22 protein-coding genes and 1 riboswitch are annotated in these 23,266 nt (G+C 60.4%); of the genes, 9 read left to right on the forward strand and 13 right to left on the reverse strand.

What is annotated here, in order from left to right; translation table 11 throughout:
- Nucleotides 1–4: 4 nt before the first annotated feature.
- From C9411_RS00755 to C9411_RS00775, 5 genes are all read right to left on the reverse strand, one after another.
- Nucleotides 5–478, reverse strand: coding sequence for a VOC family protein (locus tag C9411_RS00755; protein ID WP_015377932.1), 474 nt, complete (start codon nt 476–478; stop codon nt 5–7).
- An 11-nt stretch (nt 479–489) separates the two neighbouring features.
- Entirely contained in the window at nt 490–840 is a 351-nt protein-coding gene (locus tag C9411_RS00760) for a DUF1428 domain-containing protein (protein ID WP_004938082.1), read from the reverse strand.
- Nucleotides 841–945: 105 nt separating this feature from the next.
- On the reverse strand, nt 946–2,388 hold the full coding sequence (locus tag C9411_RS00765; protein WP_063989927.1) for a diguanylate cyclase: 1,443 nt from the start codon (nt 2,386–2,388) through the stop codon (nt 946–948).
- Nucleotides 2,389–2,708: 320 nt separating this feature from the next.
- A complete protein-coding gene (locus C9411_RS00770; RefSeq protein ID WP_107226235.1) occupies nt 2,709–3,170 on the reverse strand; it encodes a GNAT family N-acetyltransferase in 462 nt (153 codons plus the stop codon).
- Between the two features lie 54 nt (nt 3,171–3,224).
- Nucleotides 3,225–4,040 (reverse strand): alpha/beta fold hydrolase, encoded by an 816-nt coding sequence (locus tag C9411_RS00775; RefSeq protein WP_107226236.1) that lies wholly within the window; start codon nt 4,038–4,040, stop codon nt 3,225–3,227.
- 129 nt (nt 4,041–4,169) lie between these two features.
- On the opposite strand from C9411_RS00775, the gene C9411_RS00780 reads away from it, so the two are divergent.
- On the forward strand, nt 4,170–4,337 hold the full coding sequence (locus tag C9411_RS00780; protein ID WP_233221854.1) for a hypothetical protein: 168 nt from the start codon (nt 4,170–4,172) through the stop codon (nt 4,335–4,337).
- A gap of 47 nt (nt 4,338–4,384) precedes the next feature.
- Here the strand turns inward: C9411_RS00780 and C9411_RS00785 are convergent, their stop codons facing one another.
- Nucleotides 4,385–6,814, reverse strand: a complete 2,430-nt coding sequence (locus tag C9411_RS00785) for a DUF3772 domain-containing protein (RefSeq protein ID WP_063990351.1) — start codon at nt 6,812–6,814, stop codon at nt 4,385–4,387.
- Between the two features lie 450 nt (nt 6,815–7,264).
- Here C9411_RS00785 and C9411_RS00790 point away from each other — a divergent pair, with 450 nt between their 5' ends.
- The 3 genes from C9411_RS00790 to C9411_RS00800 all read left to right on the forward strand — a co-directional run bounded on the left by C9411_RS00790 (nt 7,265) and on the right by C9411_RS00800 (nt 10,394).
- Nucleotides 7,265–8,995, forward strand: a complete 1,731-nt coding sequence (locus tag C9411_RS00790) for an ABC-F family ATP-binding cassette domain-containing protein (protein WP_107226237.1) — start codon at nt 7,265–7,267, stop codon at nt 8,993–8,995.
- Nucleotides 8,996–9,041: 46 nt separating this feature from the next.
- On the forward strand, nt 9,042–9,482 hold the full coding sequence (locus C9411_RS00795) for a GNAT family N-acetyltransferase (RefSeq protein WP_107226238.1): 441 nt from the start codon (nt 9,042–9,044) through the stop codon (nt 9,480–9,482).
- A gap of 66 nt (nt 9,483–9,548) precedes the next feature.
- Nucleotides 9,549–10,394, forward strand: coding sequence for an inositol monophosphatase family protein (locus C9411_RS00800; protein ID WP_107226239.1), 846 nt, complete (start codon nt 9,549–9,551; stop codon nt 10,392–10,394).
- On the opposite strand, the gene C9411_RS00805 is transcribed toward C9411_RS00800, so the two are convergent.
- The 6 genes from C9411_RS00805 to C9411_RS00825 form a co-directional block, all read right to left on the reverse strand.
- Nucleotides 10,337–11,713: a cation diffusion facilitator family transporter gene (locus C9411_RS00805; protein WP_107226240.1), complete on the reverse strand. Its 1,377-nt coding sequence runs from the start codon at nt 11,711–11,713 to the stop codon at nt 10,337–10,339. The two genes, C9411_RS00800 and C9411_RS00805, sit on opposite strands and share 58 nt — an antisense overlap.
- Before the next feature lie 26 nt (nt 11,714–11,739).
- Nucleotides 11,740–11,919, reverse strand: coding sequence for a hypothetical protein (locus C9411_RS00810; protein WP_025302915.1), 180 nt, complete (start codon nt 11,917–11,919; stop codon nt 11,740–11,742).
- A gap of 107 nt (nt 11,920–12,026) precedes the next feature.
- Nucleotides 12,027–12,119 carry a protein MgtS gene (mgtS, locus tag C9411_RS25455; protein ID WP_004938109.1) on the reverse strand — a complete coding sequence of 31 codons (93 nt, stop codon included), beginning with the start codon at nt 12,117–12,119 and terminating at the stop codon, nt 12,027–12,029.
- A 132-nt stretch (nt 12,120–12,251) separates the two neighbouring features.
- Nucleotides 12,252–13,274, reverse strand: a complete 1,023-nt coding sequence (locus C9411_RS00815; RefSeq protein WP_063989935.1) for a magnesium transporter — start codon at nt 13,272–13,274, stop codon at nt 12,252–12,254.
- Nucleotides 13,275–13,347: 73 nt separating this feature from the next.
- A riboswitch (M-box (ykoK) riboswitch) is annotated at nt 13,348–13,521 on the reverse strand.
- A gap of 142 nt (nt 13,522–13,663) precedes the next feature.
- The gene (locus C9411_RS00820) at nt 13,664–15,283 is read right to left on the reverse strand and encodes an ABC transporter substrate-binding protein (RefSeq protein ID WP_063989936.1); all 1,620 of its coding nucleotides are present in this window, start codon (nt 15,281–15,283) and stop codon (nt 13,664–13,666) included.
- A gap of 175 nt (nt 15,284–15,458) precedes the next feature.
- Nucleotides 15,459–15,728 carry a hypothetical protein gene (locus tag C9411_RS00825; protein ID WP_033643162.1) on the reverse strand — a complete coding sequence of 90 codons (270 nt, stop codon included), beginning with the start codon at nt 15,726–15,728 and terminating at the stop codon, nt 15,459–15,461.
- A 709-nt stretch (nt 15,729–16,437) separates the two neighbouring features.
- Here C9411_RS00825 and C9411_RS00830 point away from each other — a divergent pair.
- The 5 genes from C9411_RS00830 to C9411_RS00850 all read left to right on the forward strand — a co-directional run bounded on the left by C9411_RS00830 (nt 16,438) and on the right by C9411_RS00850 (nt 21,716).
- Nucleotides 16,438–17,013 (forward strand): hypothetical protein, encoded by a 576-nt coding sequence (locus C9411_RS00830; RefSeq protein WP_107226241.1) that lies wholly within the window; start codon nt 16,438–16,440, stop codon nt 17,011–17,013.
- 275 nt (nt 17,014–17,288) lie between these two features.
- On the forward strand, nt 17,289–18,305 hold the full coding sequence (locus tag C9411_RS00835) for an iron ABC transporter substrate-binding protein (protein ID WP_063989938.1): 1,017 nt from the start codon (nt 17,289–17,291) through the stop codon (nt 18,303–18,305).
- Nucleotides 18,306–18,337: 32 nt separating this feature from the next.
- Nucleotides 18,338–19,921: an iron ABC transporter permease gene (locus C9411_RS00840; RefSeq protein ID WP_107226242.1), complete on the forward strand. Its 1,584-nt coding sequence runs from the start codon at nt 18,338–18,340 to the stop codon at nt 19,919–19,921.
- Complete coding sequence (locus C9411_RS00845; RefSeq protein ID WP_107226243.1) at nt 19,918–20,955, forward strand: ABC transporter ATP-binding protein; 1,038 nt, start codon at nt 19,918–19,920, stop codon at nt 20,953–20,955. The genes C9411_RS00840 and C9411_RS00845 overlap by 4 nt, the downstream gene beginning before the upstream one ends.
- Nucleotides 20,956–21,170: 215 nt before the next feature.
- A complete protein-coding gene (locus C9411_RS00850; RefSeq protein ID WP_107226244.1) occupies nt 21,171–21,716 on the forward strand; it encodes a cysteine hydrolase family protein in 546 nt (181 codons plus the stop codon).
- Nucleotides 21,717–21,766: 50 nt separating this feature from the next.
- On the opposite strand, the gene C9411_RS00855 is transcribed toward C9411_RS00850, so the two are convergent.
- Nucleotides 21,767–23,263, reverse strand: coding sequence for an alpha/beta hydrolase (locus C9411_RS00855; protein ID WP_107226245.1), 1,497 nt, complete (start codon nt 23,261–23,263; stop codon nt 21,767–21,769).
- Nucleotides 23,264–23,266: the final 3 nt, after the last annotated feature.

Below are 23,266 nucleotides of genomic sequence, written 5' to 3' on the forward strand. Positions count from 1 at the left end.
TCCGCTAGCCCCGCGCCGCCGCTTCCAGGCCGGCGATGTCGATTTTGCCCATCAGCAGCATCGCTTCCGTGACCCGCCGCACGCGGGCGGCGTCGGGATCGTTCATCAACTCGGTCAGGCGCCGCGGCACGATCTGCCAGCACAGCCCCCAACGATCGCGCAGCCAGCCGCACTGCTCCGCCTCACCGCCCTCGCTCAACGCGTCCCACAGCCGGTCGACCTCCGCCTGATCGTCGCATTCCACCATCACGGAGAAGCTGTGATTGAACGGATCCAACGGCCCGGCTTCGATCGCCGCATAGCGCTGGTCGCCCAGGGTGAAGGAAGCCAGCTTCACGCTGCCGGCCGGGCCGCTCGGCGTATCCGCCGGCAGATCGGAAAACCAGTTCACAGACGAACCGGGGATCAGCGCGACATAGCAATTCAGCGCCGCTTCCATGTCTTTTTCGAACCACAGATGTTGCGTAATTCTGGCCATCTGCGCCTCCTTTACGCATCGAGGATCGGCGCGAACCCGCCGAAGATCATGCGTTTGCCGTCAAACGGCATCTCGCCCAGCGCCTTCATGCGCGGATCGTTCATCATTTTCTCGTTGGCGGCGTCGCGCACCGCCTTGGAGGGATACTCTATCCAGCTGAACACCACCACTTCGCCCTCCTGCGCCTTCACCGCGCCGCGAAAGTCGGTAAGTTTGCCGTCGGGCACGTCATCGCCCCAACACTCTACGATGCGCGTGGCGCCAAACTCTTTGAACAGCGGCGCCGCTGCAGCCGCCAGCCGGTGATAAGCCTCCTTGTTGGCGGCCGGCACCGCCACCACAAACCCGTCTACGTATTTCATTCTGGTATCCTCTTGTCTGATTAAGGACAGTCGGTTCAGCGCGGGCAACGTTGCCCGCGCTCCCCTACCAGTTTAGACGGCAGGCGCGCGGCCCGGATCGGAAGTTCAGCGGTCAGGATCGTTCGGCAGGTAAGATTCCGGCGTGGCAACCCGGTTACGGCCGGCGTTTTTCGCTTTGTATACCGCCAGATCCGCCAGTTTGAGCAGGTCGGTCAGGCTGTGGCCGGAACCGCCCAGACAGGTCACCATGCCGATGCTGACGGTGATCTGCAGCGGATGGCCGGCCGGCATGGTGATCGATTCCGTCTCAATGCGTTGCCGCAGCCGTTCAGCCAGCAGCAACCCCTGTTGCGGCTGGCCGAGCGTCGAGACGATGGCAAACTCTTCCCCACCCATGCGGCCGAACAGGTCATCGACGCTCAGATCGGCGGCGATGGCGCGGGTAAAGGCCATCAGCGCCTGATCGCCACCGTCGTGGCCGAAACGGTCATTAATCGATTTGAAATAGTCGATATCGAGCATCATGACGCACACCAGCTCACCCTTTTGATCAATCACCCGCTCGCCGCGCTGCATAAACGCATTGCGCGTCAGCACGTGGGTCAGCGCATCGTGATTCGCCACGTGCTCCAGCGTGCGCAGCAGCGCATTGCGCGCATAGTTCATGCTGGCGACGGCGATCGGCCCTAGCGCCAGCAGCGCGATGCCCAGGCGCATCGATACCGTGTTCTGCAGCACCTTCATGTCGAGCGTCGTGCTAAGCAACCCGAAATCGATCGCCAGATGGCACCACAGCACATAAACCAGCACCGCGATCATGGTGCTGAACAGCGAAAAGGACATCGCCAGCCACAGCAGCACCGGCATTGGAAAGATCACTGCGCCGGGGCCGCCGATCAGCACGCTGCAGACCGCCGCCAGCGCCAGCAGCGCCAACACTGCCAGTTTCCCCCCCGCATGCGGCCATTGGCTGCGCTGCATCAGCATGGCGCAGGTCGCGCGCAGGCGATGCCGCCAATCGGCGGGAAACGCCAGAATGAACGGCATCAGCGTGACGTAGTTGGTAAATTCGGACGAGAACCACAGCGCCAGCGAGGTCAAATAGGGCCTGCCGAACAGCCACTGCGAGGCCGCCGCGCCCACCACGCCGGTCGCGGCGGCGGCAGCCAGGCAGATACCGAACAGGTACATGCTGGAGGCGCCACGCTGCAGCGTGCGCGCCGATGGCGACAGCCGCATGAACAGCAGATGCCCCACCACCACGCCGGTCAGATTGGCGGCGTTCAGCAGCAACGCTTTTTGCAGCGAACTGCCGGTCAGCAGATCCGCCGCCAGATACCCCAGCACCGCCATGCCCCAGCCGGCGCGCGTGGCCCACTGCGGACGGCGCACCAGAACCGCCAGCAATACGGCGTTGACCGGCCAGAATACCGCCAAAAATCCGACGGGACGGCTGACGATGCCCAACAGGCAAACTGCGAACACCAATAAAAAGACGGTGAGTGCGGGCCAGATTTTCCGGGTATCGGACAACGAGGTGGTTTGCATCTTGGATCCAGAGACTTCTGCTGCGTAAGGTGACAATTTGTTCGTGTCACAACCGTCGACGATGAGGAGAAGATAAGCGGCCGACCCGCCTATTATTGCCAGTTTTGGCGGCCCGAGCACCTGTTTATTCATTAAGGGAAAATACATTTGTGTATCAATGTATTGATAGCAGTTACTCGTCTGGCGCAGAAACTGCTGAAGCGGCCGCGCCACTCTGAGCATTCCGCGCCCCAGCCGGCCTGTTACCGGCAAAAATCGCCGCCTTTTTCATAAAAAATAAAATAAGATTGGGCAATGAGCGGAGATTTTTTCACCCCACGTCAAAGCGCCTTGCGGTACATCACAAAACCGGGGCGCTCCGCCACCTTGTCGTACAGCCGCATGGCGGTCTGGTTGGTTTCGTGGGTATTCCAATAAACGCGCGGCAACCCCAGCTGCTGCGCACGCTCGTAGACCGCCGCGATCAGCGCCCGTGCTACGCCTTTGCCGCGCACCGTCTCCGCAGTGAACAGATCCTGCAGATAACAGTTAGGCTGCAGTTGGGTGGTACTGCGGTGCAGGAGATAGTGCGTCAACCCGACCACCTGACCCTGATGCTCCGCGACCAGCGCAAACATCGGTTCGTAGGCGTCGAAAAAACGCCGCCAGGTGGTCTGCGTCACCTCGTCCGGCAGCGCCGTTGCTCCCTCACGGCCGTAAAATGCGTTATACCCTCGCCACAGCGCCAGCCAGACGGCGTAATCCCGCGCTTCCAGCGGCCTGACCACGATGCTTTCGCTCATGATGTCCTCTCGATGGTGTCAAAATGCCCCGCCTCCAGCATAGAACAGCGCACGTCAACGCGCAGGCGGCGGCATCACATCGGCGAGAAAATCCAGCAGCACGCGGTTGAACACCGCCGGCCGCTGCAGCGGCGCGAAGTGGCTGACGCCCGGCAGCGTCACCAGACGGGCGCCGGGGATGCTGTCGCTCAGGTAGGCAGCATGCTCGGCGCGGATAAACTCATCGTGTTCGCTGTGAACGACCGTCACCGGCACGCGTATGGTCCCCAATGCCTGCGCGGTGTAGTTTGGCTGGCTGCTCATCATCAGACTCACGGCAGCGACGAATTCATCGAATTCCTCCGGCGTCGGCGACAAGGCGGCATAGTCCTGCACGTGGCGCGCGAAGCAGCGCTCGACGATCGGGTTGGCGGCCGGCGGTTTAACGCCGCTGGGATCCATATTGCAGCCGAAGAAAAAGACGCTGTCCACCCGCTGCGGCGCCCGATGGGCGACGATAAGCGCGACACAGGCACCGTCGCTCCAGCCCGCCAGCGCGGCGTGCGGGATCCGCAACGCGTCCATCACCGCCAACAGATCATCGGCCATGCGATCGTAACGGTAAGGCCGGGCGTCGCGCGTGCTGCGCCCGTGCCCGCGGCTGTCGATGACCAGCACGCTATACCCGGCGGCCAGCAGCGTCGGCAGCTGATGCCCCCAGTTGCCGCTGTGGCCCAGGCCGCCGTGCAGCAGGATCACCGTAGGAGCCGCGCCATAGGCGGCATACCCGATGCGCGCGCCGTCATGTTCGACAAATCCTTGCCAGGAAGTGGGCGGTAACGGCGGCGCGCCCTGCGCAGCAAAGTGGGTCAAATCGTCGTCGGTTTGCATCTTTCCCCCCTCGTTCGCCGGCGCGGTGCGGCGAAACGGTATCAAAGGAGTATAGATAGCACCGGCGAGCGGTGCCGTTCGCTTTCCCGACATATACTTAAAGAAGGAATTGCTATGGAGGACGGTGAGATGAAGAAACTACTTCTCGTGTTTTTGATGCTGATGCTGAGTGGGTGTATCGGCGGTGGCGGCGGCCCGTCGAATGCGCCGTCGGCATCGCCGAATGAGCCTTATACCTGCACCAAATCCAGCGCCAACAGCGACTGCTCGCAATCGGTGGAGCCGTCGATGTACTAGCCGCGTTCGGCGGGCCTTCGCTTAATGGCCCGCCGCCTTAGGAAGGACTAGGAGGAGTGTTCCTCTTCGTTGGCCTGATATCGCGTCGCCTGCTGTTTCATAAACACCACTTCCTGCGGGCTGGACAGGCTCACTTCCTGCGCGCGCAGCAGCTTGAGGATATTGAACAGCAGTTCGCTCTTGGTGGCGCCGACCATGCGCGGGCTCGGCACGTAGCCGGTCACGCTCAGGATAATGCCGTCCGGCCCCAGCTGGCTAAAGCGCACGTAAGGCGCCGGCGTTTCCAGAATGGTTTCGTAGTCGTTATAGGCGCTGAGCAAGATATTGCGCACCTGCTCCGGATCGATAGAGGTCGGGAACGTCAGCGCGATGGTCACTACCCCTTGCGCGTTGCCCATGGTGGCGTTGCGCACGTTCTGCGAGATCAGCTGCGAGTTCGGTACGATCATGGTGGAACGGTCGCTGAGCTGGATTTCGGTGGCGCGCACGTTGATGCGCCGCACGTCGCCTTCCACGCCGCCGATGCCGATCATATCCCCTACCTTCACCGGGCGTTCGGTCAGCAGGATCAGGCCGGAAATAAAGTTCTTCACGATCTCCTGCAAACCGAAACCGATACCGACCGACAGGGCGCTGACGATCCACGCCAGGTTGCTCCACTGGATGCCCAGCGCCGCCAGGGTGATCAGAATCACCAGCACATAGCCGATATTGCTGAACAGCGTCACCAGCGAGGCGCGGATGCCGACGTCCGAGATGGTTTTCGGCAGCAGTTCAGAACCCAGCCAGCGCCGCACCGCGCGCAAAATATAGATGCCGATCGCCAGGCAGATCACGGCGTTGAGCAGGTTACCGGGCACGATGTTGAAACGCTGCAGCCCTTCACCGGTCAGGATGGAGACGATTTTCTCCATCAGCGAGCCCGGCGTGGTGCTGCCGAATGAGCCGTTGAACAACGCGACGATCATCAACAGCAGCAGCGAACATTTGGCCAGCGCGGTGGTGATGATCGCCATCTGCTCCAGATGGCGATCCTTGAAGCTGAGCGTTTTCTTCAGCATCTTGCCACTGACGGTCTGCGGCGAAAACAGCGCGGCGCACAAATCGGTGGCGAACAGCACCATAAAATAGAACGCCATCAGCACCAGCACCACCCAGATCAGCTGGTAGGTCAGGAAGCGGGCGAAAGCGATATAGCCGATGAGCAGAGAAAGCAGGATCACCACCGAACAGACCAGGGTGACGATGTGCACCAGCCCGCCGACCAGCGTGCGTTTTTCCAGGTGCGCGCCCTGCTGTTCCAGCCGGCGACGAATGCGCTGGCCGCGCAGCGGCGCCGCCAGCAACACCATGCCGATCAGCCCCGCCACCAGGCCGTTGCCGAAGATGGTGGTGGCCAATGAGGCGCTGACGACGTTGTTGATCAGCTCCACGGTGCCGAACGCCATCGCCAGGCCGGCCAGCAGCGGCGAGAAGTAACGCAGCCCGGCGGCCACCTCATTGTCCAGCGAAGCCAAACGCCACGACGGGCGATTCAGCGACAGCGCCGCACGCCCCAGCCCGGCGATCAGCGCGCAGAAAATCCCCAGACGGTTGAAGCCTTCGGCGAAGTCTTCCAGCATCACCGGCAGCGGCTGCACGCGAACAAAGACGTAATACAGCAGGTTCAGCGCAATAGAGGTGGTGATCACCGTCACCACCACGGTGACGAGCGCCATAAAGCTGCGGCGCAGACGACCGTCCGGCAGGAAACGGATGCTGACCCAGGCGAGGAAACGCTCGGAGAAATAGCGCCCCCAGGACCAGACAATCACCGCCAGCGCCAACAGCGCCAGCGTGCCGTAACGCCACTCCTCCTGCCAACTGGCATCCCAGGCCGCTTTCATCTCGGCGTTGAACTGATCCAACCGCTGCACGTCATTCTCGGACGGCTGCAGCACCGGCGCCCAGAATTTGATGCCCAAAATGCTGCCGGTATTCAGCGCCAACTGGGTTTTAAAGGCCACCCGGCGCAGATCGCCGATCTGTTGCCCCAGATCGAAAGCGCTGGTCTTGATGGCCTGCGCGCGTTTTACCGCATCGTCCAGCTGTTTCTTGCTGTTGTTCAGCGCGTTGCGCTGCTGGGCTACCGCCGGGGTTTCCGGCAGCGCGCCGGCCGCCGGGGCCGGCCCCAGGACGTCCAGCTGCGCTTTCAGTTTGTCCTGCTCGGGCTGCAGATCGGTGGCGAGCTTTTCCATGCCGGCGACCAGATCGTCGGTCGCCAGCCGCAATTTGCTGAGCTGGGTATCGGTGGTCGCTTTGGAAACCAGCTGCTTCATGCTGTCCAACTGCTTTTGCGCGGCTTTCAGCTGCGTGGCGGGATCGGGCGCGCTTTCGGCAGCGGGATCATCCTGGGTGGCGGCGACGGCGGCGAGCGGCGTCAATTGCAAACCCAACAGCAATAACAACAACAGCAGGAACGGGCGAGGCTTTAACATAAATTCAGTGCTCAGCATCATTATCTGATAGACAGACGAACAGGCGGCGGATGAACCGTCGCTTAACCATAAACGCTAATTATAATAGCTGCTTAATGTCGGCCGAAATACAGTAATTATTCCCATTGTGTGCCACGCGCCCCCGTCGTACTTAGCTTGCTGATTATTCAGGCGCTTTTACACTGGCGGCGCGGCGCAAAGCGCTCTATACTCCTGCCACCGATTAACCTGCAACCAATAAAAGGAGACTGACTATGCTGACGTGTGAATTGTTTTTTCACTCACACTTCTTTGGTAATCGTCGCCGCTCAAGCATTACCGGTATCGTGCTGCGATAACCCAGCTTGAGCGAAGCTTACTAAAATCCAGGATCTTCCCTCCGGCTTACCGGGTTGTCGTCAGCGATGTTTGACGATAGGCATTGTCATGCCTGTAACTCTTGAGTAAGCAATGAGCACACTACTGTCTGCACAATCTGTCGGTTACGACAACGCGTTCGGCACCCTGCTGAGCGAGATTTCCTTCAGCCTGAAAAAAGGCGATCGCATCGGTTTGATCGGCGACAACGGCTGTGGCAAAAGCACCCTGCTGCAATTGCTCAGCGGCGCCCTGCCCATCCACAGCGGAACGGTGACATTGTCACACCAATGCCTGATGGCGCGCATCGAACAACACCTGCCGCCTGAGCTGCACGCCAGCACCCTGCTGGATGCGGTACTGGCGCAGTTGCCCGCGGGCCAACACCTCAGCGAACGCTGGCGCTGTGAAGCGCTGCTTGCCGAACTGGGATTTGAACCAGTGAGCTGGACGTTGACCGCCGGCACCCTCAGCGGCGGCCAGCACACCCGCCTGCTGCTGGCGCGCGCGCTGATCCGTCAGCCCGATCTGCTGCTGCTCGACGAGCCCAGCAACCACCTGGATCTACCCACGCTGCTGTGGCTGGAGCAGTTCTTGCGCAGCTGGAGCGGCAGCTTCGTGCTGGTGTCGCACGATCGCTATCTGCTCGATCAGGTGACCAACTGCACCTGGATCCTGCGCGACAAAACGCTGCAGTTCTTCCGTTTGCCCTGTTCCGCTGCGCGCGCCGCACTGGCGGAACAGGACGCTGCGGACGAGCACCGTCGCCAGGCCGAGCAAAAAGAGATCGATCGGGTGGAAAAAAGCGCCAAACGCCTGGCAACCTGGGGCAAGGTCTACGACAACGAAGATCTGGCGCGCAAAGCCAAGCAAATGGAAAAGCGCGTCGATCGGTTGAAAGACGAACAGACCACCCTGACCGCCGGCAGCCCGTGGCGGCTGCGGCTGCAGGGAGAGGCGCTGGACGCCGATCGCCTGCTGGCGCTGCCGCAATGGGCCGTGCGCCCGGCGCCGGATGCGCCGGTGCTGTTCAGCCTGGAACATCTGCGCGTCAAAAGCGGCGATCGCATCGCCATCGTCGGGCGCAACGGCTGTGGCAAATCGTCGCTGCTGCGCTTGCTGTGGCAGGCGTATCCGCTTCCCTCGGAACGCCCGGCGATCTTCCATCCGCGCGTGCGCATCGGCTATTACGATCAGAGCCTGCAACAGCTGCACGATGAGGACACGTTGAGCGAAGCGCTGGCGCAGTTTGCGCCGCTGACCGAGGAACAGCGGAAAATGGCGCTGATCGGCGCCGGTTTCCCTTACCTGCGCCACCATCAGCAGATCCGTTCGCTGAGCGGCGGCGAGCGTTCACGGTTGCTGTTCGTCGGCCTTACGCTGGCCAACCATTCGTTGTTGCTGCTGGACGAGCCCACCAACCACCTGGACATGGCGGGCAAAGAAGAGCTGGCGGAAACGCTGCGCCAGTTCGCCGGCGCCGTCATGTTGGTCACCCACGACCGGATGCTGATCGAACAGAGCTGCAACCGCTTTTGGCTGATCGACCAGCAAAAACTGGAGGAGTGGCACGATCTGGCGCCAGTGTATCAGCGCCTGGCGGGTGAAGCGCCGACGTTGCCGGCGACGGGCAAGGCCAACGCAAACGCCCCAACGCCACATGAGCGACCGGAAAGCGAAGAAGCGCTGTTGACCGCCCTGTTTGCCCTCGAAAGCAAACTGGAGGACGACCTGGCGCGCAAGCCGAAGCACCAGAAACCGGCGCTTCAGGCGCGTTGGCGCCGCGAGATTGCCGACATCACCGCCCGGTTGAATCTGGGCTAACCCCACAGGCCGCCGAACGGCGGCCTGTTTTTTGACGGAGTGCAACATGACATTTTCCCTGGAGCAAGCCTCGCTCGCGCAGCGGCCGCTGCTGGCGGTCATGCTGTCCGATTGCCTTCACGAGCTGGTCGCCGATGGCGATTACCCCTATTTGCCACTCTACTGGCGCGAGGCCGGCCGCTACCCCTATTTGATTTTGAGCGATCGGCAAACGGCCGGTTTCGCTTTGGTCCGGCGCCTGGACAGCGCCACCGTCGAAATGGCGGAGTTCTACATCAAGCCCGAATGGCGGCGCACCGGGCTGGGGCAACGGGCCGCCCACGCCTTGTTCGCGCAGCACCCCGGCAGTTGGTCGCTGTCGGTCAGCCCGGATAATCCGCGCGGGCTGGCATTTTGGCGCGCGGTAATACCGGCCGGGGCCACGACCGAACCGCTTTCGGCCCCCGATGCCTTGATACAGCTGCGTTTTTCATCCCCGCCGCGCTGAGCGACACATTACCTTCATCCTTTTATGGCAGGGTAAACCGATTCGTTCTTTGCTATCGAGCCTGCCATGACTTCACTTTCCCCACGGGACATCGAGGCGCGCTACCGCTTTGCGCGTGAGATCGCCCGCGCCGCCGCCGATCTCGCCTTCAGCTTTTATCAACGGCGGCAAAGCCTGGCGGTCGACTTCAAACAGGGGCTGCAGGACGTGGTCAGCGAGGCCGATCGCCGCGTCGAGGCACTGATCCGCCGCATGATCAGCCGCCGCTTCCCCCAGGATGGGTTTCTCGGCGAGGAAAGCGGCAGCACCGGCGAAAACGCCGCCTGCGTTTGGGTCGTCGATCCGATTGACGGCACCGCCTGCTTCCTGAACGGATTGCATACCTGGTGTATCGCGATAGGCGTGGTGATCGACGGCGAGCCGACGATCGGCGTGATCTACGATCCCAATCACCGCGAGATGTTCCGCGCCTGCCGTGGCGGTGGCGCCTTCCTCAACGGGGAACCGATCGGCGTGCATGCCGGGCGCAGCGTCGCGGATGGCGTGATGGGCGTCGGGATTTCCCCGCGCGCTTCGGCTACGGAATTCAGCGGCTTTCTCTGTCGCCTGCTGCAGGCTGGAGGGATGTTTGTGCGCAGCGGCTCCGGCGCGTTGATGACCGCCCAGGTGGCCGCCGGTCGGCTGCTGGGCTATTACGAACCGCACATGAATGCCTGGGACAGCCTGCCCGGGTGGGTGCTGACGCTCGAAGCCGGCGGCGTGGCGAATGACTTTATGCACAACGACGGGCTGCGACGCGGCAACCCGCTGCTGCTGGCCAACGCGGCGCTCTATCCACAGTTGGCCGAGCTGATTCAAATGCCGGGCTTGATCGGCTCGACGTGCCCTATCGCGCGCGTGATGGCCGGATAAAGCGAGCGCAGCCGGCGCTCGACCCGATCGACCGCATCGTGCGCGGCGGCGATGGTGACCGCCGGCGACACCCGGCAGTGGAAGTTGACGATGATGCCGCCGTCGCTCTTGCGCGCGCGGACGTTGTGTACGTCTTGCACGCTCTCCCCCTGCTCCAGCGCCGACTGCAGGATGCGACGAATATCGGCCAGCTCCGGCGCATCGACATCCTCGCTGGTCAGCCAATGCGGCGTCTGCGGTTCCAGGTGCGTCTCTATCTCGGTGTCTTCACCGATCGCCTGGCGCAAGATCCCTTCTATCTCCGTGGCGATGTCATGCGCCTGCGCCACGCTGGCGTTGGCCGGCACCGCCAAATCCATGCCGATCGCCATGCGCGTCGGCAGCTGCTGCAAGGTCACATTCTGCACCTGCGCGCCGTGGTTGGCGGCGATCGCCCGAATGCGTGTCGCCATGTCTTCATCGCTGCGGGTCTGCGGCACCGCGATGACGGTGAATTCCGCCCTGGCGTACAGCTCCCGCAGTTGCTCGACGATCTCTCGCTTCAGCGCGTCGATGCGTTCCAGGGGCAAGGTGCGGCACACCGCCACCGTGATTTCGACGAACAGCACCGCGCCGGCGTTGCGAATGCGCACGCTGTCGCAGGCCAGCACCGCCGGAAAACGCGCCAGCGTGGCGCGGATCGCCTCGGTAGCCCCGGCGGGCGCGGCATCCATCAGCGAGTCGAAGGAGCGTTTACCCAGTTTGATCGCGGCGACGAAGATAAAGCCGGCGACGATCAGCGCGGCAATGGCGTCCGCGCGGCCAAAGCCCAGCAGCACAAACACCATACCCAGCAGCACCACGCCGGACGAAAGCATATCGGAGAAGAAATGCAACGCATCCGCTTCCAGCGCCGCGCTGTCGGTCGCTTTGGCGACGCGGTTGAGCGCCCGCACGCGGAAGAAATCGACGCAGATGGAAATCAACAGCACCGCAATCACCACCGGCGCCGCGACGATCTCATGCGGTTGCCCGAGCAGGCTGCTGCCGGCCTCATAGACAATCCAGCCGGCGGCGCCCAACAACAGCAGCACCTCGAACAGCGCCGCCAGGTTTTCCACCTTGCCGTGGCCGAAGTGGTGATCGTCATCGGCGGGTTTATCGCTGATGCGCACCGCCAGCCAGGTGATGCTGGTGGCGATAAAATCGGTAAAAGAGTGGATCCCTTCGGATATCAGGCCAATACTGCCGGTAAAAATGCCGGCGACGAACTTGCCCGTAGCCAGCAACCCGCTGGCAATCATCGAGTTTCTGGCCACGGCCTGTTTTTCATTTTGCATGATGCTGCTCACATTCGAACGGTGATTTATTTTTTTACTTTAGCGGATAATTGCCAGACAAAGGCGATCAGCAGCATACTGCCAGAGAATGTCAGCATGAGGCTAGTAAGAAAATTGGATTTTCCGGTGGAATAAAAATAAATCTCATTAACGCCCACCGAGATCATTAAAATGGCGTAGAGCAATCCCAAAATAAGAATCGTCATTATTATCAACTCCCGTATCAGGCCGCGCGTTCAGCGCGCCACTAAATCCTCCCCATAATAAATAGCGGCTACGGGGAGGATGCATCTAGGCGGATCTTTAGCGTTCATCAATCATCCCATTTGGTGCTCATATAGGCTGCCAACAGGCCCAGCGAGCTGATCATTGCCAGGAATCCCATAAAAATAGTCATGTTTCCCATTATTTTGTCCTCAGGTTAAATGTTATCGATAAAAGCCCCTTGCGTTAAATATCGGGGTTGGTCGGTATCCATGGCTTTTTAACGCCCTCCTCTTTTTTGTCACATTCCCGCCCTGTTTAGTGCGGGAACCGTTTAAATCCCCAAAACGTGCTGGGCGATTTTGAAATAAATAATCAGGCCGGTGCCGTCGATAAAGGTGGCGATAAACGGCGCCGATACCACCGCCGGATCGATGCCGAGCCGTTTCAGCAGCATTGGAATGATCGACGAAACAATGGCGCTCCACACGGTGATCGCCACCAGCGACAGGCTGACCACCAACGTCACCTCCATGCCGACGCCCATGATCCAGGCGCGCACCCAGGCCGCCAGGCCAATGGTGACGGCGATCAGCAGCGAGGTCGTGACCTCTTTGCGGATCACCGCGCCCAGATTGCGCAGGCTGACCTCGCCCAGCGCCATGGCACGCACCAGCGTCGAGGTGATCTGGGTGCCGCTGTTGCCGCCGGTGCCGATCAGCAGCGGGATGAAGAACGCCAGCGCAATCGCCGCTTCGAGCTGTTCTTCGAATGCCTTCAGCACGTTGCCGGTATAGGCTTCGGCGACGAACAGCATCAGCAGCCACACCGAACGTTTACGCCACAGCGCCCACGGGCTGGTCTCCAGATAAGGCTTGTCCAGCGGCAGGCTCGCGCCCTGGCGCTGCGCGTCTTCGGTATTTTCATCCTCGACCAGCCGGGCAATCTCGCGCTCACCCAGTACGCCGACCAGCGTGTTGTTCGCCACGACCGGCACCACGTCCAGGCCGCCCTTGCCGAGCAGATGCGCCACGTCGTTGCGATCGTCGTCGGGTGAAACCTGGAAATAGCTGTGATCCATCATCACGCCGACCGCTTTATCCTGCTCGTCGCACTGCAGCAGTTTTTTCACCGACAGCGTGCCGCGCAGATGATAATCGTCCGCGGTAATAAATACCCGGGTGGGAATTTCGTCCGTTTTAAGCTGTGAAAGTAAATATTCCCGGGCATGATTGACCGTCATCGTCGCGGGAACAGTAATAAAATCGGCGTTCATATAGCCGGCGACCGATGTCTCGTCGAGAGTTTCAGTCGCGCTCAGCGCCGGAGAAGAATAATGTTGATGTGACTTGATCATTGTCAGTCCCTATTTCTGTTTTGAACTTCAACAGCGAATCGCATAGGGGCGTAACCACAGAGGGAGTGCAGACTGCCTATCTCCGCGTCCAGGTTTTAGCACTATACAACGTATCCGAATTGTTGCTCGGAAGTTACTTTGGGCTGAACCTTAATCCGATAAAGCCTGTCTTAACCTTGGGCATCTCTCGATGTCGTCAGATCAGTAACCTGTGTTTGTATAGGAGCCTCGCCAAACGAGATACTGCATATAAACTACCGGCGCAGTATAGGCGGTGTTTTCTTCAGCGGGAAGAAAAGATTGCCCGTCGTTTATGGAGTATTTAGGATAATGTTATTAAACACGAATCTATAAAAGCGGCTGATATAAATCAGCCGCTTTTTTATTTCTCAGTGCTCAAGAATATAGACATTTTTATCGTATAGCGCGCCCTGACGGGTAAAATCGATCCCCTTCACGTAGGGTTTGACCAGCGTGGCGTTGGCCTCGTAGTACACCGGCGCCACCGGCGTATCGGCGGCCAGCACCGCCTCGGCCTGCTGGAAATATTGCTGCACCTGCTGTGGCGTCTGCGCCGCCGTCGCCTGGTGCAGAATGCGGTCATAGTCCGGGTTACGGTATTTGGCGCTGTTCTCGCTGCTGTCGGAACGGAACACGTTCAGGAAAGTAGACGGATCGTTGTAATCCGCCAGCCAGCGGGTAAAGGCCACGCCATACTGCCCGCGGTTGATATTATCCAGCGTCACTTTACGCTCCTGGCTTTGCAAGCTGGCCTCTACCCCAAGGTTCTTTTTCCACATGGCGGCGGCGGCGATGACGATCTTCTTGATGGTGGCGTCGTTGCTGTACAGCACGGTAAAGCGCAGCGGATTTTCGGCGTTGAAACCGGCCTGCGCCAGCAGTTGTTTCGCCTGGGCGTGCCGCTGTTCCGGCGTCCAGCCGGCTGCGGCGCCGGGCTGCAGGCTATAGCCTCCCGCGCCGGTTGGGGTAAAGGTCCAGGCCGGCTGTTGGCCATATCCCAGCACCTTGCCGGCGATAATCTCTTTGTCCAGCGCCAGATTCAGCGCCTGACGCACCCGCAGGTCGTTAAACGGCGCCTGGCGGTTGTTGAAGGCGAAATAGCTGGTAGAGAGCAGCGGATAGGTCACCAGCTGCTGCTCGCCGAGCGTTTTTTTCAGCTGCTGATACAGCTCCGGCGGCGTGGTATACCCCAACTCAACCTCGCCGGCGCGAAAACGCGCCACTTCCGGGAAGCCCTGTATCGGCAAAAACGTCACCTTGTTGAGCACGGTGTTGGCGTTGTCCCAATACTGCGGGTTACGCTCCACCACCACCTTTTCGTTTACCACCCACTGGCTGAGGCGGAATGCACCGTTGCCGACAAAATGCGCCGGTTGAGTCCAGTTCTTGCCGTACTGCTCCACCACCTTACGGTTAACCGGCAAGACCGGGAAATGCACCAGCTGCTTGAGCAGGTAGGAGTTAGGCTCCGACAGCGTCACCTGCAGGGTGTGCGCGTCCAGCGCCTTGACGCCCAGCGCGCTCGGCGGCTTGCTGCCGGCGTTGATCGCCGCGGCATTCAGCACGTAGGCCGAAGCCAGATAGCTGCCGTACGGCGACGCGGTTTTCGGATCGGTGAGGCGCCGCCAGCTGTAGACGAAATCGTCGGCGGTCACCGGATCGCCGTTCGACCATTTGGCCTGCGGCCGCAGATGGAAGGTCCAGACGTTGCCCTGATGCTCCCATTTCTGCGCCAGCGCCGGGATCGCTTCGCCGTCTTTCCCGACGCGCAGCAGGCCTTCGAACAGATCGTTGAAGATGTAGAACTCCACATTGCTCTCGGCCAGATTCGGATCCAGCGTCGCCGGTTCATACCCGTTGGCGCGCACCAGTTCTTGCACCGCCGCCAGTTTAGCGCCCGCCGGCACATCGGCCGCCTGTGCGACCGTCGCGTTAAAAGCCAGGAGGATTAAACCAGCCAAATTCTTGCCATTAAATGAATATTTCACGTCGATATCCCTGTTAAGTGTTTTATCGCGTTCAATATGCAATGTGGCAGTGGAATAAATTAAATCATTAATCGCTATGAGTCATAACCAAAAGCGGTGTTGAATTTCTTTCATTATCAAAGGAATATCCCTCACCGCGCTTTTCGCTTTCAAACCCAATGTGCGTTACCGTCCTCTACTTGATGTTCACGGTCGTGATACCAAACAGCGGCAGGCCTTTAACCGGCTCTGGGCCGGGTTCTCCCCATACCATTAAGGATTTGCCGCTCGCCTGCGCCTGGATCGCCAGATTCACCAGCAATTTCGGATAGGGTTCATTAGCCGCTACCGACAGCGGAAACACGTTTTCGTATAATCCCCCATCGATCGCCATTTCCACATGCACGCAATCATTAGCTACATCGATGACCACGATAGGATTGGTATAAAACGGTCCATTAGACATAGGCACCTCTCTCACGATTTTTTACTGAATATGGCTCGTCATTCGCGTTGACAGTCCGAGTTATTAATACCTGAACGAGACGCTGAAGAACGATATGAAAAGACTGAAGAAAAAGAACGCCAATCGATAACAAGACGTCAACATTGCAACTGCTTAATTGCCATTACAGCGTTGACAAGAAACTGATGTAAGTCAAATGTAAACCCACACTTAACTGTCACCTCCATGAATACACTGACAATATTTAAAAAATAATACACAAAAAAATAATTCAATAAAAATCAACAGGATGAAATATAACAATCAATTAACTCATATTAATTAATTGGTTGCAGAAAAAGATTAACAGTAAAATAATGGACAAGGTAAATCAGTAGCATTTCAATTTAAAAATAACATTAAAAACCTCACTTGATATCTCCATGACACCTAACTACCTTTAAATGGCTTCGAGATATACATGAAGCTACTGCCGGTTGTAAAATCAATAACTGGCGAATGATTGAATCAAAAATAATTACCGAAAGAGCAAACCGGAAATATAAACGCTTGCCGTGAGGATAAGATGCAACGGTCTGCTTGCCATACCGTTTTTCTTTCGAAGGCAATGACTATTTCCATTCAGATGCAATTACCTGTCTGGTGGCTAACCGGATTCAGCGTGATATGCACTTCAGACTGACTCAGCAAAAATAACAGGAGTTTACCTATGCCTTCATTGCAAGATATTACGCCTGAACAGGCTAACGCATTGAATAAACAATCACGTGACGCCTATAGCGCGGAAGTGCAGAGCCGACGGGCGCTGCTCAACCAACATCCGCAATTGAAACCGGCGTTCAACCAGCAAGTGCATCCGCAATCCTTGTGTGGATGCGGGTGCCAACAAAATATCTGCGGCTACTTCAGCTTCCAGGGCTGTGGATGCGGGTGTGGCTGCGCGCCACATGCGGAGACCGTGCAAATTTCCGCACAGCTCGCCAATATTGGTCCCAATGCCCCATCAAGCGGTACATCGGTGCGTTTTATCGGCCAGGCCACCGGCACTGGCTCAGGCGGTAACATCAACATCCCGACGATCTATCTACAAGGCACCGTGCCCGATGCCGAAAATCTGATCGGCGTGCCGTTAACCCTGCAATTGGCCATCAACCCCGGTTCGATCGTCCTGACGCTGCTGGAGAATGGTCGGGTGCTGGCCTCTTTGGTTCATCCGCCGCAGTACGCGGGCAGCATCAACGGGCAATTCTTCGGCGTCGGCAACGGTGAGTTCGTGCCGGCGTGACAAGAAGCAAGCCTGACGGGCGGCCGCCTGCGATGGCAGGTTGGCCGCTCACTGTGAGATAACACGTCCCAATTCTATTCAGGCAATCAATACAGATTATTCCAGCCGAAACTTAACTTATCCTTAGGGCAATTCACTTTGTGAGCGATCGTCAAAAATAATTTAATACGAATCGTTTTCACTATCATTATTGATGTTCTTGGCTAAAATCGGCCTGCTTGCGCTTGCCAGGCGATATTCGTTTTCCTCATTCGAACGCTAAAAAGGATAACTGCATGAAGCTGCGTATTTCATCTCTCGGCCCCGTCGCCCTGCTCGCCTCCTCGATGATGCTGGCCTTCGGCGCTCAGGCGGCCTCCGCCGACCAGGGCATCGTCATTTACAACGCCCAACATGAAAACCTGGTGAAATCCTGGGTCGATGGGTTTACCAAAGATACCGGCATCAAGGTCACGCTGCGCAACGGCGGTGACAGCGAGCTGGGTAATCAGCTGGTGCAGGAAGGCAGCGCTTCGCCTGCCGACGTGTTCCTGACGGAAAACTCCCCGGCGATGGTGTTGGTGGATAACGCCAAGCTGTTCGCCCCGCTGGATGCCGCGACGCTAGCCCAGGTGGAACCGCAGTATCGCCCTAGCCACGGCCGCTGGACCGGCATCGCCGCCCGCTCTACCGTGTTCGTCTACAACCCGGCCAAACTGACCGACGCGCAGCTGCCGAAGTCGCTGCTGGATCTGGCCAAGCCGGAATGGAAAGGCCGCTGGGCCGCCTCGCCGTCGGGCGCGGATTTCCAGGCTATCGTCAGCGCGCTGCTGGCGTTGAAAGGCGAGAAAGCGACGCTGGAATGGCTGAAAGCGATGAAAACCAACTTCACCGCCTATAAGGGCAACAGCACGGTGATGAAAGCGGTCAATGCTGGCCAGGTCGACAGCGGCGTGATCTATCACTACTACCCGTTCGTGGACGGCGCTAAAACCGGCGAAAACAGCAACAACATCAAGCTGTATTACTTCAAACATCAGGATCCGGGCGCGTTCGTCAGCATCTCCGGCGGCGGCGTTCTGGCTTCCAGCAAGCATCAGCAGCAGGCGCAGGCGTTCATCAAGTGGATCACCGGCAAACAGGGCCAGGAGATCCTGCGCACCAACAATGCCTTCGAATACGCCGTCGGCGTCGGCGCGGCCTCCAACCCGAAACTGGTGCCGCTGAAAGATCTGGACGCGCCGAAGGTAGACGCCGCGCAGCTGAACAGTAAAAAGGTGGTCGAACTGATGACCGAGGCGGGCCTGCTGTAAGGCCCGCGGCAAACCGAGAGTAGTTGATCGTTATGTCAAACCTGAGTACCCACGCCGCGCAGACCGCGCGGCGTTATTCTGTTCTTCCCCGTCACCCGCGGCCGGGGGCGATCGTGGTGGCCAGCGCCGTGCTGCTGTCGCTGCTGGCGCTGTTACCGCTGGGATTCGTTATCGGCGTGGCGTTTGAAACCGGCTGGCAAACGGTCAACGCTCTGGTTTTCCGCCCGCGCGTGGCGGAACTGCTGTTGAACACCCTGCTGTTGGTGGTGCTGACGCTGCCGATCTGCGCCGTGCTGGGCGTGGCCCTAGCCTGGTTGACCGAACGCACCACGCTGCCGGGCCGCCGTCTCTGGGCGGTATTGGCCACCGCGCCGCTGGCGGTGCCGGCCTTTGTGCAAAGCTATGCCTGGATCAGCCTGGTGCCGTCGATGCACGGCCTGAGCGCCGGCGTCTTCATCTCGGTGCTCGCCTATTTCCCGTTCATTTACCTGCCGGCCGCCGCCGTGCTGCGCCGTCTGGATCCCGGCATCGAAGACGTCGCTACTTCGCTCGGTTCCCGGCCACCGGCGGTGTTTTTCCGCGTGGTGCTGCCGCAGCTGAAGCTGGCGGTCTGGGGCGGTTCCCTGCTGATCGCATTGCACCTGCTGGCGGAGTATGGCCTGTACGCCATGATCCGTTTCGATACCTTCACCACCGCGATCTTCGATCAGTTCCAGTCGACCTTCAACGGCCCGGCGGCCAACATGCTGGCCGGCGTATTGGTGCTGTGCTGCCTCGGGTTACTGCTGCTTGAGGCTCTCAGCCGCGGCCGCGCGCGCTATGCCCGCGTCGGTTCCGGCAGCGCCCGCAGCCAAACGCCGCGTCACCTTTCACTACCGCTCGCCGCGCTGGCGCTGCTGCTGCCGATTTCGCTGACCGCGCTGGCGCTGGGCGTGCCTTTCATCACCCTGGCCCGCTGGCTGTGGCTGGGGGGATTGGAGGCGTGGCGCAACGCCGAACTGTGGCCTGCGCTGTGGCAAACGCTGTCGCTGTCCGCCGCCGGCGCGCTGCTGATCACGCTGTGCGCCATTCCGATGGCCTGGCTGTCGGTGCGCTATCCGGCCCGGCTGTACCGCGTGCTGGAGGGCTGTAACTACGTGACCAGCTCGCTGCCCGGCATCGTGGTGGCGCTGGCGCTGGTAACCATCACCATTCACAGCTTCCGGCCGATTTACCAAACCGAAATCACCCTGCTGCTGGCGTATCTGCTGATGTTTATGCCGCGGGCGCTGATCAATCTGCGCGCCGGCATCGCGCAGGCGCCGGTGGAATTGGAAAACGTGGCGCGCAGCCTCGGCAAATCGCCGGCGCAGGCGCTGTGGAGCACCACCTTGCGGCTGGCGGCGCCGGGTGCCGCGGCGGGCGCCGCGCTGGTGTTCCTGGCGATCGCCAATGAGCTGACCGCCACGCTGTTGCTGGCGCCGAACGGCACCCGCACGCTGGCCACCGGATTTTGGGCGTTGACCAGCGAGATAGACTACGTCGCCGCCGCGCCTTATGCGCTGATTATGGTGGCGCTGTCATTGCCGCTCACCTGGCTTCTTTATTCTCAATCTAAACGCACGGCGGGACTATGAGCACGCTCGAACTGCACGGTATCGAAAAATCTTATAACGCCATCAGGGTGCTGGAACACATCGACCTGCAGGTTGCCGCCGGCAGCCGCACGGCGATCGTCGGCCCTTCCGGCTCCGGCAAAACCACCCTGCTGCGCATCATTGCCGGCTTTGAAATCCCCGACGGCGGCCAGATCCTGCTGCAGGGGCAAGCTATGGGTAACGGTGGCGGCTGGGTGCCGGCGCATCTGCGCGGCATCGGCTTCGTCCCGCAGGATGGCGCGCTGTTCCCGCACTTTACCGTCGCCGGCAACATCGGTTTTGGCCTTACAGGCAGCAAGCGTGAGAAACAGCGGCGCATCGAGGCGCTGATGGAGATGGTGGCGCTGGATCGCCGTCTGGCCGCGCTGTGGCCGCACGAGCTGTCAGGCGGGCAGCAACAGCGGGTGGCGCTGGCGCGCGCCCTGTCGCAGCAACCCCGGCTGATGCTGCTGGACGAACCGTTCTCGGCGCTGGATACCGGCCTACGCGCCGCCACCCGCAAAGCGGTCGCCGAACTGCTGACGGAGGCCAAGGTGGCGTCAATTCTGGTCACCCACGATCAGAGCGAGGCGCTATCGTTCGCCGATCAGGTGGCGGTGATGCGCAATGGCCGGCTGGCGCAGGTGGGCGCGCCGCAAGATCTCTATCTGCGGCCGGTCGATGAGCCGACCGCCAGCTTCCTTGGCGAAACGCTGGTGTTGACCGCCGAACTGGCGCACGGCTGGGCCGACTGCGCATTGGGGCGCATCGCCGTCGACGATCGGCAACGCAGCGGCCCGGCGCGCATCATGCTGCGCCCGGAGCAGATTCAAATTGGTTTGTCCGATCCGGCGCAGCGCGGCCAGGCGGTGATCACCGGCATCGATTTCGCCGGCTTCGTCTCTACGCTCAACCTGCAAATGGCCGCCGGCGGCGCGCAAATCGAGATCAAAACCGTCAGCCGCGAAGGCCTGCAGCCCGGCGCTCAGGTCAATCTCAACGTGATGGGCCAGGCGCATATTTTCGCCGGCTGACATTGGGGGGAGCCTCTTGACGTCCCCCTCACCACCGCGCATTATCAACGCGATGAAACACTTCGTGCACGTCCTCGCTACCACCACCGCAACCGCCACACAATGGCGGGCTGCACGGGTGCGCATCAGCTAACGATGTATCCCTAAGCCCCGCCAGCCATGGACGGGGTTTTGTTTCTCCGTACTTGCCGGCAATTTCATGACGGAGAATCCCAATGACAACCCTCCCCGCACCGCGCAGCGCCCTGCTGCTTATCGACATGCAGGTCGGCCTGTTTGCCTCACCGAACGATCCGCCGTTCGCCGCCGAAACACTTCTGGCGAAGACCAATGCGTTAATACGCACCGCGCGCTTGGCAAATGCAACCGTGGTGTTTATCCGCCATACGGGGCCGGCAGGTTCCCCCATCGCCGCAAACAGCCCGCTATGGCAGGTTCACCCCAACCTGGAAACCGCCGCGGGTGCCGACTGGTTCATCGATAAAACCCACCCCAGCTGTTTTTACCAGACTGGCCTGGCGGAACGGCTAAAGCACGCCGGCATCGGCCGGCTGGTGATTTCGGGAATGAAAACGCAATACTGCGTGGACACCGCGTGTCGTCGCGGCGCGGAATTGGGATTTGACATAGTGCTGGCCGCCGACGCTCATAGCTGTTCGGACACGGAGGCGCTCAGCGCCGAAGCCATTATCCGCCACCATAACCAGACCCTGTCGGGCCCATTCGTGACGCTGGCGTTGGCGGAAGATGTGAAATTCTAAAACACGGGGCGACTTACTTACCGGTCAGGCCGGGCGGAAGCCCGGCCTCCTCAACGGCAAATCCTGTCGTGGCGCGGCTTTTTCGGCGCCAGCAGATAATCCACCACGCTTTCGTCAACGCAGCTGTCGATGCCGTTCAGCGCCAGCGTATGCCCGTCGCGTTCGCGGGTGATCAGCGGGCTTTTAAAGGCGGCGGCCATCACCTGCGCGTTGCGGTACGGCGTGGTCGGATCGTAGCGCTGCGCGACGAACAGCAGCGGCGGCAACGCGGCGGACGCCACCGGCGTGTGCGGCCGATCTTTGCCGCGGTACGGCCACAGATCGCACATTTCCAGCGGGTATTCGTGCAACGGCAGATAGTGGGCATACAAAGCGGCGGTATTGATCTCCTGCCGCTGCCGGCGCAACAGCTGCGGATCGGCCGTCGGGTTGGCGACGTCGGCGCAGGTGATGACGTTCAGGGCGTCATCGGCATCCGGCGAATAGCTTTCGTCGATCAGATCGGAAACCTGCTGCCCGGCAATGCCGGCATCGAGTTGGCGCAGCACGGTCGCCAACTCGTGCCAGCGCTCCGGCCACAGCAGCAGCGAACGCGTGACCGTCAGCACGTCATCAGCGGAGATTTCATAGCCCGCCGCGGTAACGAACGGCTGCTCATGCAGCTTGCGCAGCAAAGCGTGATAGCGCTGCAGCGCCTGATTGGCGCCCCCGCCCAGCTGGCAGCTGTCGGTTTTGCCGCAGTAGGCGGCGAAGCGCAGGAAGCTCTGCTGGAAGCCTCGCTCCTGATTCATGCGCTGGGTGAAATCGTCCTCCGCCAGGTCCACCACCCCGTCGAGCACCAGCGCGCGCGTCTTCTTCGGAAAACGCTCGGCATACAGCGCCGCCACCTTGGTGCCGTAAGAGTACGCCACCGCCGTCAGCCCCGGTTCGCCCAGCGCGTGGCGGATCGCGTTCAGATCGTTGACCGCTTCGTCGGTGCCGATATGTTGCAGCACGTCCGCGCCGGTCTGTTTGATGCAGGCGGCAATCAGGGTGCGCGTCTGATTCTCCGCGCCGGCCACGTCGTTATCGTCCGGCGTCGGGGTTTCGTCGCCTTCGGCCAGCTGACAAGAAATTTTCGGCGTCGACTGACCGACGCCGCGCGGATCGTAACCGATGATGTCGTAGGATTTTCGCAGTCTGGCGACGTGGGCGTCGTTGCCCAAATAAGGATTGATGCCCGGCAGGCCCGGCCCGCCGCTGATCACCACCACGCTGCCCTTTTTCGGCCCGGTGGCGGGCAGCAGGGTCAGCGCCAAACGCACGGTCTGTTCGCCCGCCTGCGCCGCATGAGCGGGCGGCGTGGCGTAGGCTAACGGCACCTCGAGGTAACCGCAGCGCAGCCCCGCCGGCGGCACCTCATCGAACCACCGTTGAAAACCGCTGTTTAGACAAGATTGCCAACGAATGCCGTTCTCGGCCGTCGCGCCGTGGAGCGCAGGCTTGGCCTGGGCGGGCAAAGCGGCGGCGGTTGCGGCGAGCAACGCCAGAATACGCAGTACTGACATGGG

The sequence above is a fragment of the Serratia sp. Nf2 genome, assembly GCF_003028435.1.
GTDB lineage: Bacteria > Pseudomonadota > Gammaproteobacteria > Enterobacterales > Enterobacteriaceae > Serratia > Serratia marcescens_L.